Source organism: Oceanobacillus sp. GQ8, from assembly GCF_059758495.1.
Genome location: NZ_JCAXEV010000003.1, coordinates 93,325 through 111,688, shown reverse-complemented (window position 1 = coordinate 111,688; position 18,364 = coordinate 93,325). Strand labels below are relative to the sequence as shown.

At 37.9% G+C, this 18,364-nt stretch carries 14 protein-coding genes; 9 read left to right on the top strand and 5 right to left on the bottom strand.

Features of this window, described 5'->3' with window-relative positions; all coding sequences use genetic code 11:
• Positions 1-10: 10 nt before the first annotated feature.
• Positions 11-1,219: an MFS transporter gene (locus AC6CHS_RS09515; protein ID WP_498235789.1), complete on the top strand. Its 1,209-nt coding sequence runs from the start codon at positions 11-13 to the stop codon at positions 1,217-1,219.
• 320 nt (positions 1,220-1,539) lie between these two features.
• Here AC6CHS_RS09515 and AC6CHS_RS09510 read toward each other — a convergent pair whose 3' ends face one another.
• Positions 1,540-2,238, bottom strand: coding sequence for a lysozyme inhibitor LprI family protein (locus AC6CHS_RS09510; RefSeq protein WP_498235788.1), 699 nt, complete (start codon positions 2,236-2,238; stop codon positions 1,540-1,542).
• Between the two features lie 220 nt (positions 2,239-2,458).
• On the opposite strand from AC6CHS_RS09510, the gene AC6CHS_RS09505 reads away from it, so the two are divergent.
• The 3 genes from AC6CHS_RS09505 to solA (AC6CHS_RS09495) all read left to right on the top strand — a co-directional run bounded on the left by AC6CHS_RS09505 (position 2,459) and on the right by solA (AC6CHS_RS09495) (position 5,434).
• Positions 2,459-3,253 (top strand): sulfite exporter TauE/SafE family protein, encoded by a 795-nt coding sequence (locus AC6CHS_RS09505; RefSeq protein ID WP_498235787.1) that lies wholly within the window; start codon positions 2,459-2,461, stop codon positions 3,251-3,253.
• 158 nt (positions 3,254-3,411) lie between these two features.
• Complete coding sequence (locus tag AC6CHS_RS09500; RefSeq protein ID WP_498236461.1) at positions 3,412-4,146, top strand: class I SAM-dependent methyltransferase; 735 nt, start codon at positions 3,412-3,414, stop codon at positions 4,144-4,146.
• A gap of 157 nt (positions 4,147-4,303) precedes the next feature.
• Positions 4,304-5,434: an N-methyl-L-tryptophan oxidase gene (gene solA / locus AC6CHS_RS09495; protein ID WP_498235786.1), complete on the top strand. Its 1,131-nt coding sequence runs from the start codon at positions 4,304-4,306 to the stop codon at positions 5,432-5,434.
• Positions 5,435-5,745: 311 nt separating this feature from the next.
• On the opposite strand, the gene AC6CHS_RS09490 is transcribed toward solA (AC6CHS_RS09495), so the two are convergent.
• Complete coding sequence (locus AC6CHS_RS09490; protein ID WP_036576612.1) at positions 5,746-6,459, bottom strand: GntR family transcriptional regulator; 714 nt, start codon at positions 6,457-6,459, stop codon at positions 5,746-5,748.
• Positions 6,460-6,754: 295 nt separating this feature from the next.
• Positions 6,755-8,605, bottom strand: a complete 1,851-nt coding sequence (locus tag AC6CHS_RS09485) for a glucose PTS transporter subunit IIA (protein WP_498235785.1) — start codon at positions 8,603-8,605, stop codon at positions 6,755-6,757.
• Positions 8,606-8,858: 253 nt separating this feature from the next.
• Here AC6CHS_RS09485 and AC6CHS_RS09480 point away from each other — a divergent pair, with 253 nt between their 5' ends.
• Positions 8,859-10,058: an enolase C-terminal domain-like protein gene (locus AC6CHS_RS09480; protein ID WP_498235784.1), complete on the top strand. Its 1,200-nt coding sequence runs from the start codon at positions 8,859-8,861 to the stop codon at positions 10,056-10,058.
• Between the two features lie 162 nt (positions 10,059-10,220).
• Here AC6CHS_RS09480 and AC6CHS_RS09475 read toward each other — a convergent pair whose 3' ends face one another.
• The gene (locus tag AC6CHS_RS09475) at positions 10,221-10,934 is read right to left on the bottom strand and encodes a toxin regulator (RefSeq protein ID WP_106897718.1); all 714 of its coding nucleotides are present in this window, start codon (positions 10,932-10,934) and stop codon (positions 10,221-10,223) included.
• Between the two features lie 318 nt (positions 10,935-11,252).
• On the opposite strand from AC6CHS_RS09475, the gene solA (AC6CHS_RS09470) reads away from it, so the two are divergent.
• Positions 11,253-12,383 carry an N-methyl-L-tryptophan oxidase gene (solA, locus tag AC6CHS_RS09470; RefSeq protein ID WP_498235783.1) on the top strand — a complete coding sequence of 377 codons (1,131 nt, stop codon included), beginning with the start codon at positions 11,253-11,255 and terminating at the stop codon, positions 12,381-12,383.
• A 482-nt stretch (positions 12,384-12,865) separates the two neighbouring features.
• Here solA (AC6CHS_RS09470) and argH read toward each other — a convergent pair whose 3' ends face one another.
• Positions 12,866-14,299, bottom strand: a complete 1,434-nt coding sequence (gene argH / locus AC6CHS_RS09465) for an argininosuccinate lyase (protein ID WP_498235782.1) — start codon at positions 14,297-14,299, stop codon at positions 12,866-12,868.
• 244 nt (positions 14,300-14,543) lie between these two features.
• Between argH and AC6CHS_RS09460 the strand changes: the two genes are divergently transcribed.
• From AC6CHS_RS09460 to AC6CHS_RS09450, 3 genes are all read left to right on the top strand, one after another.
• On the top strand, positions 14,544-15,737 hold the full coding sequence (locus tag AC6CHS_RS09460; protein WP_498236459.1) for an ROK family transcriptional regulator: 1,194 nt from the start codon (positions 14,544-14,546) through the stop codon (positions 15,735-15,737).
• A 274-nt stretch (positions 15,738-16,011) separates the two neighbouring features.
• On the top strand, positions 16,012-17,313 hold the full coding sequence (locus tag AC6CHS_RS09455; RefSeq protein WP_498235781.1) for a sugar ABC transporter substrate-binding protein: 1,302 nt from the start codon (positions 16,012-16,014) through the stop codon (positions 17,311-17,313).
• Between the two features lie 60 nt (positions 17,314-17,373).
• Positions 17,374-18,360, top strand: coding sequence for a carbohydrate ABC transporter permease (locus AC6CHS_RS09450; RefSeq protein ID WP_106897723.1), 987 nt, complete (start codon positions 17,374-17,376; stop codon positions 18,358-18,360).
• Positions 18,361-18,364 lie beyond the last annotated feature (4 nt).

The window sequence follows — 18,364 nt, the reverse complement described above, 5'->3', positions numbered from 1 at the left end:
CGGAGTAAACATGACTTTATTACTTTTGCTTGTTATTTATTTGGCTTTTATTAGTTTAGGATTACCTGATCCCTTATTAGGCGCTGCGTGGCCCGTGATACAAGAAGACATAGGCGCTCCTCTTGAGGCAGCAGGATACCTGTTTATGATCATCTCTGCTGGTACAATCATTTCCAGTTTAGTAAGTGGAAAGGTCATTAAACAATTCGGAACTGCGAAGGTTACCTTTGTCAGCGTCTTATTGACGGCAGGTGCTTTACTTGGATTTTATTTCGCGCCATCGATCATTTGGTTGGTTCTATGCGCTATACCTCTTGGCTTAGGAGCTGGTGCTGTAGATACAGCACTAAACAATTATGTGGCACTACATTATAAGGCACACCATATGAGTTGGTTACATAGTTTTTGGGGTGTGGGCGCAACCTTGGGACCAATCATCATGGCCCAATTTATTACAGGACAACAGGCATGGAGAAATGGTTATCTAACCATTGCCGGCATCCAGTTCGCCTTAGCAGCAGTCCTGTTATTTTCCTTCCCATTATGGAAGAGAGTAGCGCAAAACAGGAACATGGCATTAAATGAGGAAACGGAAGCGATTCATGATGAAACTCAAGAAAATACAAAGCATAAAAAGCCTCTGCAAATAAAAGGAGTGAAACTCGCACTGTTGTCCTTCCTGTTTTATTGCGGGGTGGAAACAACAGTGGGACTTTGGGGAAGTAGTTTTCTTGTGGATGTCAAAGATCTGTCAGCATCCGCTGCTGCCCAATGGGTTTCCCTTTATTGGGGTGGATTAACGGTTGGTAGATTTCTAACCGGTTTTGTTACGTTTAAATTGAGCAACCGTATGCTGATTCGAGTGGGACAAATTATCGCATTAGTTGGTGCTGTCCTTCTTGTGTTGCCCTTTCCAACTACATTCTCACTTGCAGGTTTTATCATGATAGGATTTGGTTTAGCGCCTATTTTTCCATGTATGTTACATGAAACGCCAACACGCTTTGGGAAGACCCATTCCCAGACTATTATGGGATACCAAATGGCGTTAGCATACACAGGCAGCACCTTCCTACCGCCGATCCTTGGTTTAATTGCATCCCATTCAACAATTGCAATCTTCCCGTTTTTCATCGTGATCTATATTGCCGTGATGCTTCTATGCTCAGAGCAGTTGAATACACTACTGCGTAAAAAGGATCTTAGAGCGTCTAGTTGATGGTTGATAGGTGTTTGGGGGCGGCTGTGAGTACGCGCGTTGGAGCTACTGAAAGTCGCGTGTCGGCTGCAGCAATTCGCGTGACAGCTGCCGGAAATCGTGCAGAGCATCGGCTGTGAACTTAGAACATCAGCCGTGAATAAGTGAACATCGCCCGTGAGCCTGAGGTCATCAGTTGTAGGCGGGAGATCATCGGCCGTGAGCAGGAGAACTTCGGCCAAGAATGAAAGTACATCCTCCGAGAATAAGAAATTATCGCCCTTGAACGAGCTAACATCAGCCAAAATAAAGAGCACGCTCAACCGAGAGTGCTCTACTCATTACTTCATATACTCCTCAACCAATTCCGTGCATCGTTCTATCGTAAGGTCGTTAAGGACTGTTGTATATACTAGGTGTTCTGCTGTGCCCCCTTCATATTCTAGGGATGCCTCCTCTGCCTTGTTATCGCGGTGCTTAATCCATTCACGTTGTTCTACTCTCAGTTGCTCCATTTCTTCTGTAGAAAGTTGCTCCATTTCTTCTGTAGAAAGTTGCTCCTCTAGGACTCCATAAATTTCGTTTAATAATCCGTCCCACAGGTCGAATAAATTCCCTTCCACACCTTTTAACTCGATTGTTATGCCATCTGCTGATTCTTCCCGCTGCTCATGTGTTTCAATTTTTGCATCTTTTAATTTCTGGAGGTACTCTTCTTTCTTGCTTACTGTACTCTTAGTCGAGGTATCTTCTTCTGTGGCATCATCATTAGCTGTTTCTACTTTTTCAGTAGTTTCCGCTTCTTCCGTTGTACTTTCCTGCGAGTTGGCTTGATTCGATTCGTCTGCATTTGAACCCGGATCTTTCTCTGCTTCCTCCTCTACAGCCTCTCCATTTTCATTTGCCGTTTGGGTTTCATTCCTATCTTCTGACTCGTTGTCTGTCGTAGCGCTAGACTCGGCAGAAGAATTCTCACATGCAGCTAAAAAGATCAATCCGATTGTTAGCATTCCAATCAAAAAATGACGATTAAAATTCATTAAAATCTACCTTTCTATGTAATCTAGTTCTAAAATAGATTTTAAATTATTTTATACAATTCTGCCAGTTCATGGAATTTATCCAACGATTTTTAGAAGGTAGGAAGGCTTTGGCCAAATGCTAGGTTTTTTCAAAAAAGATTCTTTAAAATCCCCACTCAATTAGCCCCAACTAAGCCATATTGTTTCACCACTATGATAAAATAAAGGTAGATAATGAATGTTATATTTTAAGCTGCAATTTGAGCTACTGGAGTTGTTTTATATGTCTACCACACTCATCCTACTGGTCATTGCCGTTGTTTTCATCGGCTCTTTGATGAGAGCTACGTTTGGTTTTGGGGAAGCTGTAGTAGGAATGCCTCTACTTGCACTATTACCAATAGATTTACATACTTCCATATCGCTGATAGGATTAGCCGGACTTACAGTGGCTTTGCTCGCTGTGTCTACAGGATGGCGTCACATTGATCGACCAGCACTAATTCGATTAGCCATTACTACCCTGCTCGGCATTCCTGCTGGCCTGGTCTTAGTCCTTTATGCTCCTGCCATGGTGATCACGGTTGCACTTGGCATATTTCTTGTTGCATATGGAGCGTATTCACTGGCCAAACCAATGATTACGAAGTCAGCACAACGTCCTTTGTTGGATAGTCCAGCTTGGGCGTTACCGTTCGGTTTTGCTGCGGGAACACTTGGAAGTGCTTATAACTTCAATGGTGTACCCGTTGTTATTTACGGCACAATGCGTCGGTGGAGTCCAGATCGCTTTCGAGGAACATTGCAAGCTCATTTTCTTATTTCTGGGATAATGGTGGTACTAGGCCAAGCACTTGGAGGACTATGGACAATGGATTTATTTACGCTCTTCGGCCTTTCCTTGCCTTTTATCATTGCCGCAACATTTTTAGGTGCGTATTTACATCGGCGTATCCCTAGTCATAAATTCGAGCGTTACGTTTTCATTCTTATCGTTCTGCTTGGAGCTGTGCTGCTGATTAATCCTGCTTGAACATATTAAAAATAGGAGATGGATTCACGATGAAACAGGATAAAGTGAAACTTCAATCAGTGGGGGGTTTCGTTCTTTCCACTGGTTGTTAGTTGAACGAATCGGGGTGTTAGCGTCCGTTTACTCCCACTGTTTTGAAGTGGGAGTTTTACGGACGGTTGCACCGGGATAAATATGACGATCCGAATTTCTTTTCTGCATACGAACAAATGCCACGCTCCTTTCATGGGCTTGAAGGTGCTGGGGAATGGCATATTTTAAAGGAACTATTACCGGACCTTAAGGATAAAACAGTTCTTGATTTAGGCTGTGGTTTCGGCTGGCATTGTCGATATGCACGGGAGCAGAAGGCAAGCTCTGTCACAGGTGTAGATATTTCTGAAAAAATGATTCAACGAGCTCGTGAAATGACAAAAGATCCTTCCATTTCATATATTAAAACGCCTATCGAAGACATTGATTTTTCACGCTCTTCATTTGACGTGGTGATTAGTTCCCTTGCATTTCACTATATTAAGTCATTTAAAACAATTTGTGGAAAGGTTTATGATTCGCTAAAGCCTGGGGGAAGCTTTGTTTTTTCTGTTGAACATCCCATTTTCACTTCTCGAAAAGAACAAGACTGGTATTATGATGAACAAGGGAATCGCCTGCACTGGCCAGTTGATTACTATCAAATGGAAGGCGTGCGTGAAACGTCCTTTTTAAATGAACATGTGACAAAATACCATCGTACCATTTCCACCTATATCAACGACCTAATTGATTCTGGTTTTCTTATAAAGGAAGTGAAGGAATCATATCCTACTGAGGAAATGGCAAAAAAAGACCCTCTGATAGCAGATGAAAATCGGAGACCAATGTTTTTAATCATTTCAGCGAACAAAAAATAAAGAACATCCATAAAAACCACATACAACCCGCTATGGATTTATGTGGTTCTTTTGTTAAGGGATATGAATTTCTTATTAGCCAATAGCTAAATGGCGCTAGATAAAAATTAATTGTGTTCATTATACGTAAGGTAGTCATTATAGGAGGTTAGATGGTATGAACTATGACGTAATCGTAATTGGTGCAGGATCAATGGGCATGGCAGCAGGTTATTATTTATCCAAGAGTGGGAAAAAAACCTTATTATTAGACTCCTATATCCCACCACATAACAAAGGGAGTCATCATGGGGACACGAGAATTATTCGCTATGCCTATGGTGAGGGTGAAGAATATGTTCCATTTATTCTTAGAGCGCAAGAGTTATGGCATGATTTAGAAAAGGCTTCTGGAAAGCAGTTATTCACTCAAACTGGTGTACTTAATGTTGGAAATGCAGAATCCAATTTCATCCAAAATATTACTTCTAGTGCTAAAAAGTATGATTTGCCCCTTGATGTAATGGATGCTAATGGAGTGCAGAATCGTTGGGCTAGCATTACGTTACCTAACGACTTTATTGGTTGCTTTGAACCTACGTCTGGCGTTCTAAAAAGTGAGGAAATTATTAAAGCATACCAAGCACTTGCTGAACAGAATGGTGCTACAATTCTCCCAAATAGTAGAGTAAGAGACATTTCCATTCAAGAAGAAAAAGTAACAATCAAGACAGACAAACAGACTCTTTACTCGGATGCGCTAGTGGTTTCGGCAGGAGCATGGTCAGGTGAACTCCTTTCTATGTTGGATTTGGAGCTTCCACTTACACCTGTGAGGAAAACATTTGCTTGGTTTGACGCTAATGAGACTACCTATAATCATAGCCGTTTTCCAGCCTTTGCATTTGATACACCCCAAGGAATATATTATGGATTCCCGAGTATAGATGGATCCGGTTTAAAAGTAGGCCGTCATGATGGCGGAAATCCTATACACCCGGATGAATCTCCGATAGGATTTGGTGAACTAGCAGAAGATGAAGGAGATTTGGCACAATTTATGAATCAATACATCCCTGATATTTGGCAATTGAAGTATGGTAAAACATGTATGTATACACATACCCCTGATGATAAATTCATTATTGACCTACATCCTAAGCATTCGAATGTTGCGATTGCAGCAGGATTCTCAGGACATGGATTTAAATTCAGCAGTGTAGTTGGACAGGCGTTAAGTAATTTGATCAATTCTGGTAAAAATGATGTAGATATTTCGCAGTTTTCGATTGAGAGGTTTAGAGAATGACTTTTTTGCTAAGCAGGGATAGGAGTTCCTTAGTTTTTTTGTAGGATGCTCGGTTACAAAAACTGTGTTGAAACAGATTCCCAAGATTTCCATTAAGAATAGTTTCAACTCAAGTGTAACTAACAGCTTTAGCCTACACTGAGGATGCTGGATGCATCCTGTCTCTTTTAAAGAAAACCCACCAATTATCATAGGTGGGTTATTTCTCATACATTATCAATTAAAGTCTCTAGTTCAAAATCAGCAACATTTGGAGTAAATAAAGTACTTCTAGTTAAAGTATTATAAAACTCTTATGAAGCCTTTCATACTTATTTCTTCTGCTTTCGTTGTGAATGGTTCTGTTTATTAAATGGGGTAATATAGGTACAAGAATAATCTAGAGCAATGACCTCACTATACTCGTAGACAGTTCCTCCTCTAAGCATACACCTATTTTGAATATTCATGGCTGGAAGGCCTTTTTTACAAGACATCAATTGGGATTGTTCTTTATTAATCAATACTGGTGTATAGGACGTAATATAGTGGGAAATTTCATACCCTTTCCGTTGCACGTACTCCTGTATAGAATTAGAGATATCTTCCTCTTTTAAATTTGGGAACAATTTATAAGGTAATCTGGAATTTTCAATCTGGACAATTTGGTAATTGACATTTCTTATTCTTTGAAACTCCCAAATTTCATCTCCCTTTTCAATTTCGAACATGCGCTGATCTGCTTCTGTTGCTACTTCTTTTTTTAGATAAATTGGCTTAGATGAGATGCGTGAATACGGTGTTGCTGTTATCGAATTATAAATGAGAGGATTTTGGCTAACATTTTTCTGCACGTAAATACCAGAACCTTGAACCACATTAATCACACCAATATCCTGCAGTTTAACAATCGCATCCTGGATAGTATACCTAGATACCTCATAAAATTCCGCTAATTGGCGTTGTGTCGGCAATTTACCGTCCGTATAATAATTTTGATAGATTTTACTTAACACATCATTAATAATAAATTCTTTCTTTTTCATTTCTTAACGCTTCTCTCTAATTTATATTTAATGATTAGCTTCCGTTCAATAGAAAAATCTTAAATGAGGCTAAAAAGCCTTTATTCCCAACACATTTACTATAGGCATTATCATACATTACATATAATATTCTTTCAATAAGGATAAATCTTTAATTTTCTCTCGTTCTTACAACAAAATCAACCTCAGCTCATACTAATTATGAGCCAAGGTCGATAAGTTTATTTTTCACCTAACTATTAAACTGTTATATTCTGACACTATATGATTTATTTAAAACCATTCCATCTACAGTTTAGTTTGGTAGAATATCACCGATCTTCTCTCCTGCAGAATACGATTGTTTTGTCGCTTCAGGAAGTGATTTTACTTTTTCCATATTTGTTACCACGACCATCGTCGTTGTATCAATTTTGTTTTTTTCTAATTCTTCTATATCCATCGTCGCAATCTGTGTCTTCTTGTCAACCACGTCACCCGGCTTCACTAATACTTCGAACGGTTTTCCATCTAAACTAACGGTCTCTATCCCCATATGAATTAAGACTTCTAATCCACTATTGGTTTCAATTCCTATCGCATGTTTGGTTGGAAAGACGGTTTTTATTTTACCGGAAACTGGTGAGAAGATTTCACTCTTACTCGGTTTTATTGCATAACCATCACCAAGTGATTTTGAAGCAAATGCTTCATCTGCTACTTGATCAATGGCAACATAGTTACCTGTTGCTACTGCTGTTAATTCTTCTTCCCTTAATTCTGTTTTTGCTCCTGTTGGTTCCAATTTCTCATTTGATTTAGATAATAAGGTAGCCGCTATATAAGCAACGACAATAGCTATGACAATACCTAAAATAGCAAAGATGAAATATTCACCGATATAAGCTGGTAAACTGAAAATACTAGATAAAATGTAACCGTAAATACGTACACCAAATGCACTAATGAAAGCTGATGCAAGTGCACTCCCTATTGTTGCTGCAAGTAACCCACGCTTATATTTTGTCAGAACACCAAATAGTGCTGGCTCGGTAATTCCTAAAAACGCTGAAAATGATGATGACACAATGATCGATCTTTCATTTTGTGATTTTGCTTTGCGGTACATAGCAAGTGTCGCACCAGCAATGGCCATGTTTGCCATGAACATCATTGGCATTAACATGTCGTAACCTTGGTCGGAAAAATTTTGTAAAGCAATAGGTGTCATTGCATGATGTAAGCCAGTCAAAATAGCTACCGGTCTGATTGTCCCTACAACGACTCCTGCTAAAATAGGTGACACATCAAATAACCAGGCAATTACATCTGCTAGTCCTCGTCCTAAATGAATTCCAATTGGCCCAATCACTATAAACGCAATTAATCCAGCAATAAATAATGAAAAAGTCGGAGTAAACACTGTTCTAAAGACTTTAGGTAATACTTTATCAACCCAACGCTGCACGTAACTTAAAACAAATACAGCAAAAATGATAGGGATTACATTTCCGGCATAATTAAAGACTGGTATCGGTATAAGTCCAAAAATATGAAATGCATCAATATTTCCAGCTGCTGCAGCGTCCGTCATCGTAGGATATTGCATTGCTGCTGCAATGGCTATTGCTAAATATTGATTTGTTTTAAAGATTTTTGCTGCAGATGCTGCTATGAAGAATGGTAAGAACGTAAACACACCACTTGCTAGCATATCCAACACTTGAATCGTCTGACTTTCATCAGATACGACACCTAATGCCACAAACCCAGCTATTAAACCTTTGATCATCCCCGCCCCTGCTATAGCTGGGACAATTGGTCCGAAAACACCTGAAACAATGTCCATAAACATGGTGATCAGACTCTTTTTCTCTCCCTTATTTCCATTGGAGGAAGATTCAGCCCCACTTATTCCTAGCTTACTAGCTAACACTTCAAAATAAGACTCTACTTCTGTTCCGATAATAATTTGGTATTGATTGTTTTGATTCTGCGCCCCCATTACCTCTGGAATACTTTTAATGTTTTCCTCTTCTATAAGAGATTCATCTTTTATCTCAAAGCGTAATCGAGTCATACAATGCCATGCATTACTGATGTTTTCTTTACCACCTAAATAATCAATAATGCTTTTCACTACTTTTTCTTGATTACTTTCGCTCATGTCTCCACCCCTTCGACGAAATATTTGTGCGCGCTTTCAAAGAAAAATATAACACACAATCATCAAACAAAAAAACGTACAAAAATGACATGATAATCAAGTCAAACCCTTGATACGAAAGGATTCTATCAATTTAAAAATATAAATTGGACTGGTTTTTATCGCTTATAGGTGATGATACCAATCCAAATTGACATGGTGTTATTGCTAGTGTTTCAATGAAATAGTAAAAGCTTAGAATAGAGGTGCCTCAATGAGTCCTATATTAATTACCGATGTAAAATGCTACATTACTCGACCTGATAGACATAATTTAATTGTGGTAAAAGTTGAAACAAATAAAGGCGTACACGGATACGGGTGTGCAACTTTTCAACAACGGCCACTTGCAGTTAAAACAATGGTTGACGAATATCTAAAACCTATACTTATTGGCAAAGATGCCAACCATATTGAAGATATTTGGCAGATGATGATGGTTAATAGTTATTGGAGAAACGGACCTGTTATTAATAATGCCATTTCTGGCGTGGATATGGCACTTTGGGACATTAAAGGAAAGCAAGCAAATATGCCTTTATACCAACTCTTCGGTGGAAAATCACGTGATGCCATCGCTTCCTATACGCATGCTGTTGCAGATAGTTTGGATGACCTTTATAAGCAAATTGATACCATTTTAGAAGAAGGATATCAGCATATCCGCTGTCAATTAGGCTTTTATGGTGGTCTAGCAGATCATTTACACACTACCGAAAACCCTAGTGTGGGTTCCTATTTTGATCAAAATAGCTACATGCAGACAACCGTCCACATGTTCAAATCAATTCGTGAAAAATACGGTTTCTCTTTCGAAATTCTACATGATGTTCATGAACGACTTTTCCCAAACCAGGCAATTAATTTCGCCAAGGATGTAGAAGCATACAAACCATATTATATCGAGGACATTTTGCCTCCTGATCAAAATGAATGGCTGGAGCAGTTACGTTCTCAATCAGCTACACCACTCGCAACTGGTGAACTGTTTAATAATCCGATGGAGTGGAAAGAACTCATAACCAACCGCCGTGTCGATTATATGCGTTGTCATGTATCGCAAATTGGTGGTATTACCCCTGCGCTTAAACTTGCTCATTTCTGTAATGCAATGGGAATTAGAATGGCTTGGCATACGCCATCTGATATTACACCTATCGGAATGGCTGTCAATACACACTTAAATATTCATCTTCACAATGCAGCTATCCAAGAAAATATACATGTTAAAGAAACCACAGAATCACTATTTAGTTATGTCCCTAAGCCCAAAAAAGGCTTTCTTTATCCAATTGATAAGCCAGGGATTGGTGTTGATTTTGATGAAGAAAAAGCAGCAGAATATCCAGTGGTATATAGACCACATGAATGGACGCAAAGCAGAATACCTGATGGGACAATTGTTACCCCATAACAAGAAATACCAGACATCCTTTATCTAAAAGGAATCTGGTATTTTTTAGTATGGAGGAACATAAAAAAGCTCACTACCTATTGGTAATGAGCAAATTATAGTCATTCAGTGAAGTTATCAAATAAGAATGCAAGTTCAATCTTAAGCAAAGTATTTTAAACCCTACTGATCAATCTTATCAATTAATATACTTGGAATGGTTATCTCTCCACCCATGGTAGATTCATACGTGTATAATCCAAGTGAAGTTCCCATTATTGTGATCGTGTCATCTTCCAAAACTCTTGACTCTACGATGCTTGCATCATATTCACCAAGTATAACGGTATCATAGTTATCATTAACAGCAAATCTGATCTGTACAACACCATCGCCTTCCATTACCTGGATAACCTTCCCTTTAAATTTCACTTTCTCGGCCATAAAATCATCTGGTGTTCTTGCTAATTGGTCATATGTAATGCCTGTTTCATATCCTTTTTTCGCTTTCTCTTCTGCTTCTTTCTTAGCCTTTGCTTCTTCAGCTTCTTTTGCAGCTTGCTCTTCTGCGGCTTTTTTTTCAGCTTCTGCCTTTTCTTTTGCCTCTTTTTCTTCTTGCTCTTTTATTTTGGCTTGTTGTTCTTTCTCTGTGAGTTCAAACCATGGTTCTGCTTCGGAAACTTTAGCTTGCAACTTTTCAATTTCCGTGTCCTTCTCTTTACGTTCTTTTTCTCCTTCTTCAAGTTGCTTTTGTTGCTCTTCAACCTGTTTCTCTAGCTTTGTGATTTCCTCACTTTTTCCTGAGGCAGCAGCTCCATTTGTAGAAGCAATAATAATAAGTAGTAAAAGTACAATTGCTATAACCCAAACCTTCTTACTTTTAAAATTGATTTTCATTTTTCTTCTTCCCTCTCTTAGTAGTTTGATCTCTAGGTGTGATTTTATTTAAATGAAATAAATCAGGACTATAATCCTAGGACTTAGATCATTATACAATGAAATACTGTATTATAATTAACTATTTCGGAAAATATTTGAAAAAATTAAATCTATACATAATACATATACTTAACAAACAACTAGTGCTCAAACACGGGTAGTTAAGTCAAGGATCTTTTTGTTCGCAAAGGACACTTTAGCTGAATAATAATTTACAGTATAATGTAATAATTCACTCATTATACATAATGGTTTGATTATTGGAGGTTAGATGGTATGAACTATGACGTAACCGTAATTGGTGCAGGTTCAATGGGCATGGCAGCAGGATATTATTTATCCAAGAGTGGGAAAAAAACGTTATTATTAGATTCTTTTAACCCACCACATAACAAAGGGAGTCATCATGGGGACACGAGAATTATTCGCTATGCCTATGGTGAGGGAGAGGAATATGTTCCATTTATTCTTAGAGCGCGCGAGTTATGGCATGACTTAGAAAAGGCTTCTGGAAAGCAGTTATTCACTCAAACTGGTGTACTTAATGCTGGGAATGTCGCATCAAATTTCATCCAAAATATTATGTCTAGTGCTAAAAAGTATGATTTGCCCCTTGATGTAATGGATGCTAATAAAGTGCAGAATCGGTGGGCTAATATTTCGTTACCGAACGACTTTATTGGTTGCTTTGAACCGACATCTGGCGTGCTAAAGAGTGAGGAAATTATTAAAGCATATCAAGCACTTGCTGAACATAATGGTGCTACGATCCTCCCAAACAGTAGAGTAAGAGGCATTTCCATTCAAGATGAAAAAGTAACAATCAAGACAGACGAACAGACCCTTCACTCGAATGCGCTCGTGGTTTCGGCAGGAGCATGGTCAGGTGAACTCATTTCTATGTTGGGTTTGGAGCTTCCACTTACACCTGTTAGGAAAACATTTGCTTGGTTTGACGCTAATGAGACTACCTATAATCATAGCCGTTTTCCAGCCTTTGCATTTGATACACCCAAAGGGATATATTATGGATTCCCGAGTATAGACAGGGCAGGTTTAAAAGTAGGCCGTCATGATGGCGGAAATCCCATCCACCCTGATGAATCTCCGATAGGATTTGGTGAACTAGCAGAAGATGAAGGAGATTTGGTACAATTTATGAACCAATACATCCCTGATATTTGGCAATTGAAGTATGGTAAAACCTGTATGTATACACACACACCCGATGATAAATTCATTATTGACCTCCATCCTAAGCACGCAAATGTTGCGATTGCAGCAGGGTTTTCAGGACATGGGTTTAAATTTAGCAGTGCAGTTGGACAGGCATTGAGTAATTTGATCATTTTCGGTAAGAATGATGTAGATATTTCGCAGTTTTCGATTGGAAGGTTTAGAGAATGACTTTTTTGCTAAAATGTATATAACTTTTAATTAGTTTAGCTGAAACATATTATGAAATACGGAGAAAAGAATAACGTTGATAAATTACAGCTCTAAGTACGCCAAAAATACTGCTACTTTGGTTGACTGTGCCTACTACCAAGTTTGTATTCCACTAACACCAAGTTATCAACCCTAAATATTTAAATCTTTGTTTTAAAGAATTAGGTCTTTTTACAAAAGTTTTTATAGATTGTTAGATAATAATTTTATATACAATAGGTAAAAGGGTCCCTTAACGCTGTCTAAAAAATACGTTACCCCCTTAATAACACTAAATTTGTTTAAAGGGGTAACGTATCTTATGGAAATATTACTTAAAGAACTGTTGTGCCTCCCTCAATTGGAATAGTATTACGGTGAATAAATACAGCGTCATAACATGTAAGAATGCTTACTTTTCGGTTTAATACAGTTACTAAAGTGCCAAAATCACTTTAAATTCACGGTGCTGAACTAAACTCCCCCAAACAAACTTCCTCTTTCCTCCGCTGTATCATATCTAAAACAACCTTAGAATTTGTTCCACCTGTTACTTTTCTTCTTTCAATAAAATGTTTGGGATCAATGATAAACTGCCAATCTTTATCTTCTAATGTAATATTCTCTAGCCATTCGTTTACTTTAGATAACGGAATTTCATAGAGTTCTTTATTTTCTCTATCTGACTGTTTTGCTATTGTGCTTGCTTTTTTATGTGCGGTCCTAAAGGGGATATTATAGTCTCGAGCTAGTACGTCTGCTAGTTCAGTTATCGTAATTAAATTTTCTCTAGCTTGTTGATAAGCACGTTCTTCATTAAAATCTAATGTAAGGATAACAGCCTTCATTAAGCTTATAACTCTCGTAGCCTTTTCGTATCCAGTATACAAATGAGGTTGCAAATCATCCTCCGTGTCGTTTATATCTCCGTATGGGGTGTTATGAATCATATGGATTACAGCTAATCCTTCAGCTGCAGCACTGCTGGCAATGGCACGGGAGTGTTCGATGGAAACCGGGTTTCTTTTTTGTGGCATAATGCTACTTACCTGTACGTATGCATTAGAGACTTTTAACAATCCAACTTCCTTTGAAGCCATTCGTAAAAACTCCTGGATCCACCTCCCCATATTGGTCATAAGGCTTATTAATACCTGGGCTGCTTCAATTAAATAATCTCCTGTACCAATTGCATCATAGGAGTTCTCTATTAATCCATCAAATTCTAGCAACTCTGCCATTCGTTCTCTATTTATTGGAAAACCTGTCGTAGTGATGGCAGCTGCCCCCATGGGTGATTGATTTACAGTCTGATATGCGTGTTGCAACCTTGTTATATCTCTGGATAAATTATCGTATATTGCAACTAAGTAATGTCCGAATGTAGTTGGCTGAGCTGGTTGGGTGTGGGTGTGGGCTGGCATAATGGATTCTACATGCTGTTCAGCTTGATATAGAATAACCTGTCTTAATCTTTCTACATGTTCAATAGTCTCCTTCAAGTAGTTACGGATCACAATGCGATACATTGCTTCTCCCATATCGTTTCTACTTTTTGCGATATGCATTTTACCTGCTAGTTCATCACCAATATGTTCTCCAATTTTGGATTCTACTAGAAAAAATAAATCTTCGTATTGCGCTGAATACGTTAAATCCTCTTTTTCAAGGTTTTCAACCAATTTTATTCCCTCTAATATTTTAGTACATTCCTCTTTGGTAATAATTTTTTGTTCAGTTAGCATGATAGTATGTGCTTTATGTATTTTAAACATCGCTTCGAATAAGTAGTCTTTTTGGTCTTGAAAGAGGGGTTTTAATAAATGTTCAACATACGTTTTCCCTGGAAATTCAATTCCTTCCGTCGATTCAAATTCGCTTTTTAAATTATCCATCCAAGCAACACCTCATCACTTTTAAAAAGATTTTAGTTTGTAAGACTTACTTACAAACATTTCCCCATCATTGTATATAAAAGCCCTTACATTGTAAAGAACTAATTATTTAGAAAAATTTATAAATTATAAATGTAAGCGTTGACATAAAATAACCTTACTAGTAATATATATTTTAATTAATAAGTAATCTTTACTAACTTATTAGAAATGAATTGTTAACTAACTTAGAGGGGAGGGAAAAATCATAATTAATCGTAACATCCAAGCAAGTTTACCTAACATAAAAAACCTAAACAAAAGAAAAATCTTACATTACATTCAAAGAAATCAAGGAAGCTCACGGTCTGACATTTCTAAAGCTCTTAATATTAGTAAACCAACTGTATCTAATTTTGTTGATGAGCTCATAGCAGAAGAATGGGTTAGAGAGAAAGAAAGTGAGAAAGGAAGTTCCTCAGGTGGCAGAAAACCATACCAGTTATTCTTTAATGAAAATGCATATTATCTTATTGGTGTAGATATAGGAGGCACCTCAGTAGAGATAGCCATTATGAATTTGGCTGGAGTGATTGAAAACAAAATGTCTATTGAAACGCAACGGCATGTAGGTAGCCAACTTATCCCTCTTATAGCTGACACGATTAAAAGCATGATTAAAAATAGCAAGCTTACGTATGAACAAATATTTGGAGTAGGTGTCGGCGTTCCAGGGATCACGGATGTAGATAACGGAGTAGTAATTGATGCTCCTAGTGTTGAATGGGAAAATGTCCCCTTACGTAACCAACTTGAAGAAATCCTTCCCTTTCCCGTTTACCTTGACAATGACGTGAATATTGCCGCTCTAGGCGAATTATGGAAGGGAGTAGGAGAGACGAATAGCAACTTTTTGATGATAACACTAGGAACTGGTGTCGGATGCGGCATCATTATTAATGGCCAGCTTTATCGAGGTTCATCCTATGCTGCAGGTGAGATAGGTTATATGGTTACAGATAAGAAAACAGCCGAAAAAAATTATGAACACACGTTTACCGGGTACGGTTTTTTAGATAACCATGTTGGTGGTCCTTCCATTAAAAGAAGAATGAAGAATTATTCTAGCGAAGCAGGTAATAGTGAAACTTGGTCAGCAAAAAAGGTATTCCAATCTGCAAAAAGTGGAGATGAAACTGCTCTAGAAGCTCTTAATGAGCCTTTATCTCATTTGTCTTTTGCACTAATTAACGTGATTTCTTTATTTAACCCAGAACGGATTGTTTTAGGTGGTAGGATTTCAAAATCTATGGATCAATTTTTACCATCTATATCTGCAACAATTGATAAACACATACCAATACAAACAGAAATTGAAACAACAAGCGTTACGGATGTTTCATTGTTAGGAGCCGGTTATTTGTTGCTAATGGAACACGAGTCTATATTGAGAATTTAATTATGACCCACTATATGTGCAAAAGAACCCCATGGTTACAGTAGAACCTTTCGCCACGATCAACCTCTAAGTGTATAAAAAAGGAGTACCAAATGGCACTCCAATTGCCTTTAAACTTCATGGGTAAAAGAACAGCAAGATTATTACCAACCTGCTTATTCACTACAGAAAACTACAAATTTATTACATTCACCCAACAACTTATCTATGGGCTAAAAGTTCAAGATAACGAGAGTAAAACAGAGAGATTCTAAATTTCAAGGGAGGCTATTTAATGTTAAAGAAATGGAAATTTGCACTGTTGGGAATTCTTATTTTGCTTATACTGGCTGCTTGTTCCGGTGATGATGAAGAAACTTCTGGAAGTGGATCAGAAGGTGGTGACGAGATTACGTTAGAGTACTGGCAATACGCCTTTGATTCTAAAGTTAACTTAATGGACGAATTAATAAAGGAATTTGAACAGGATAATCCTGGGATTAAAATTGAACAAACCACCTTTCCTTACGATCAATACAATGAGCAAGTAGCTGCTCAAGTACCTGCTGGAAGAGGACCAGATGTCATAAACTTATTTTATGGCTGGGTACCTTCATACGTAGACGCAGGTTATTTACAACCACTACCACAGGACGCTTTCCCACATGAGGAAATAGAAGATGAATTTTTCCCATTGGTAGATGCTACAAAAATTGACGAAGAGTATTGGACAATTCCTACAGCGGTAAGAACATTAGCCTTGTTCTACAATAAAGACCTTTTTGAAGAAGCTGGTCTAGATCCTGAATCTCCTCCAGAAACTTGGGATGAACTTCAAGATTATGCAGTGCAACTAACAGAAAAGGATGATAATGGCGTTTTAATAAAATCTGGTATGGCTTGGCAACCTGATCAGCAAGGTCATCATTGGCTCAGAGATGGCTTAACTTATCAAGCTGGAGGAAAGGTTTTGAGTGATGACCGCAGAGAGGTAGTTTGGGATGAAGGCTCAGAAGGTTTTGAGGCATTTGAATACTGGTTGAGTTTTCCTGGGGAACTTGGGACATCTGAGCAAGGATTTTATACCGATGATGTAACAGCTTTTGTTACAGAAAATGCCGCAATGAATATTGATGGATCCTTTAGAGTGGGTACACTTCAAAGTGATGCTCCTGATTTGAATTACGGTATTGCACCACTTCCAGCACTAGATGAGCAATCAACAAATGCGTCGTTCTGGACTAACGGTATAACTGCTGGTGTAGAGGGTGAAAAACTGGACGCCTCTGTTAAATTTCTTGAATTTTTAACTAGTGATGATGTAATGGAGAGATGGTTGGAGGCTACAGGCGAGTTACCTGCAAAAGAAGCAGTTGCGACACAGGACAAATTTGCGAATGACGAAATATATGGTCCATTTATTGAGTCATTACCGTATGCCAACGCCCATTTCTTCGTCGATGAAACGAGAGAGAGAGACCTTGTAATTGACGCAGCTAATAAAGTCTTATTAGATGGAGCGGATCCTAAAGAAGCCTTTAATGAATTAGTTGAATCCACCCAGGAACTTTATGATGAGTATTGGAGTGATAAATAATTCATTCTAGGGGATTAAAGGTTAATACCTTTGATCCCTATTTACAAAAGGAGGTGCACTATGGGGCAAGTAAACCCTTCACCAGATTATGAAAAACAGAAAAAAAGAAAGCCAGAAGGCAAACCAAAGCACAAACCAACCTTACTTTATAAATTAAGGAATAACTATAAGCATCAAAAGTATATTTTCATTTTTACTTGTTTACTGCTTCCACTCATCTTCTATATAGGCATACGAATTTTGCCTACTTTGTTTACTTTTAATGTGGGATTTAGGGAGTGGAATCTTCTATCTACAGGAGAGCGGCCCTTTGTTGGTCTTTCAAACTTTGTGACTTTATTTCAGGATGAAGTATTTCTTAAATCTCTATTAAACACGTTTGTATATATAGTGATAGGAGTTGTTGGACAATTAACGATTGGTATTATTGTTGCCCTTTTGCTGCATAAGATCAAACGCTTTGTTGGTTTGTTTAGAGTTATATACTTTATTCCATATGTAACAAGTATTGTTGCCATTAGTTGGGTTTTTCAATGGCTTTTCATGAGCAATGGATTTATAAATGATTTATTGATGAACTTAGGTTTCTCACAACAACCTTTCTTAAATTCACCAGACCAGGCGATTTTCGTAATATCAGCAGCTATGATCTGGCAGTCTATTGGGTTTCAAATGGTTTTATTTTTGGCTGGGTTATCAAATATCCCAGAAATGTTATATGAAGCGTCTGATATTGATGGAGCAACTCCATGGCAGAAGTTTTGGCATGTGACAGTACCTCTACTTAACCCAACCATTGTATTCTCATCAATAATTGGGATGATAACTTTCATTCAAGTTTCTTTTACCCAAGTTGTAAACATGAGTATGGATGGTAGCGGTGGACCACTAAATTCTACAGTTTCAGTTGTTGTTTACATTTATCAACTTGCCTTCCGACAATATGACATGGGAATGGCGTCCGCTGCAACTGTAATATTGTTCCTATTTATTATGTTCTTGACCATTTTCCAAATGAAAGTTCTTACAAAGAAATTTGATTATTAATAAG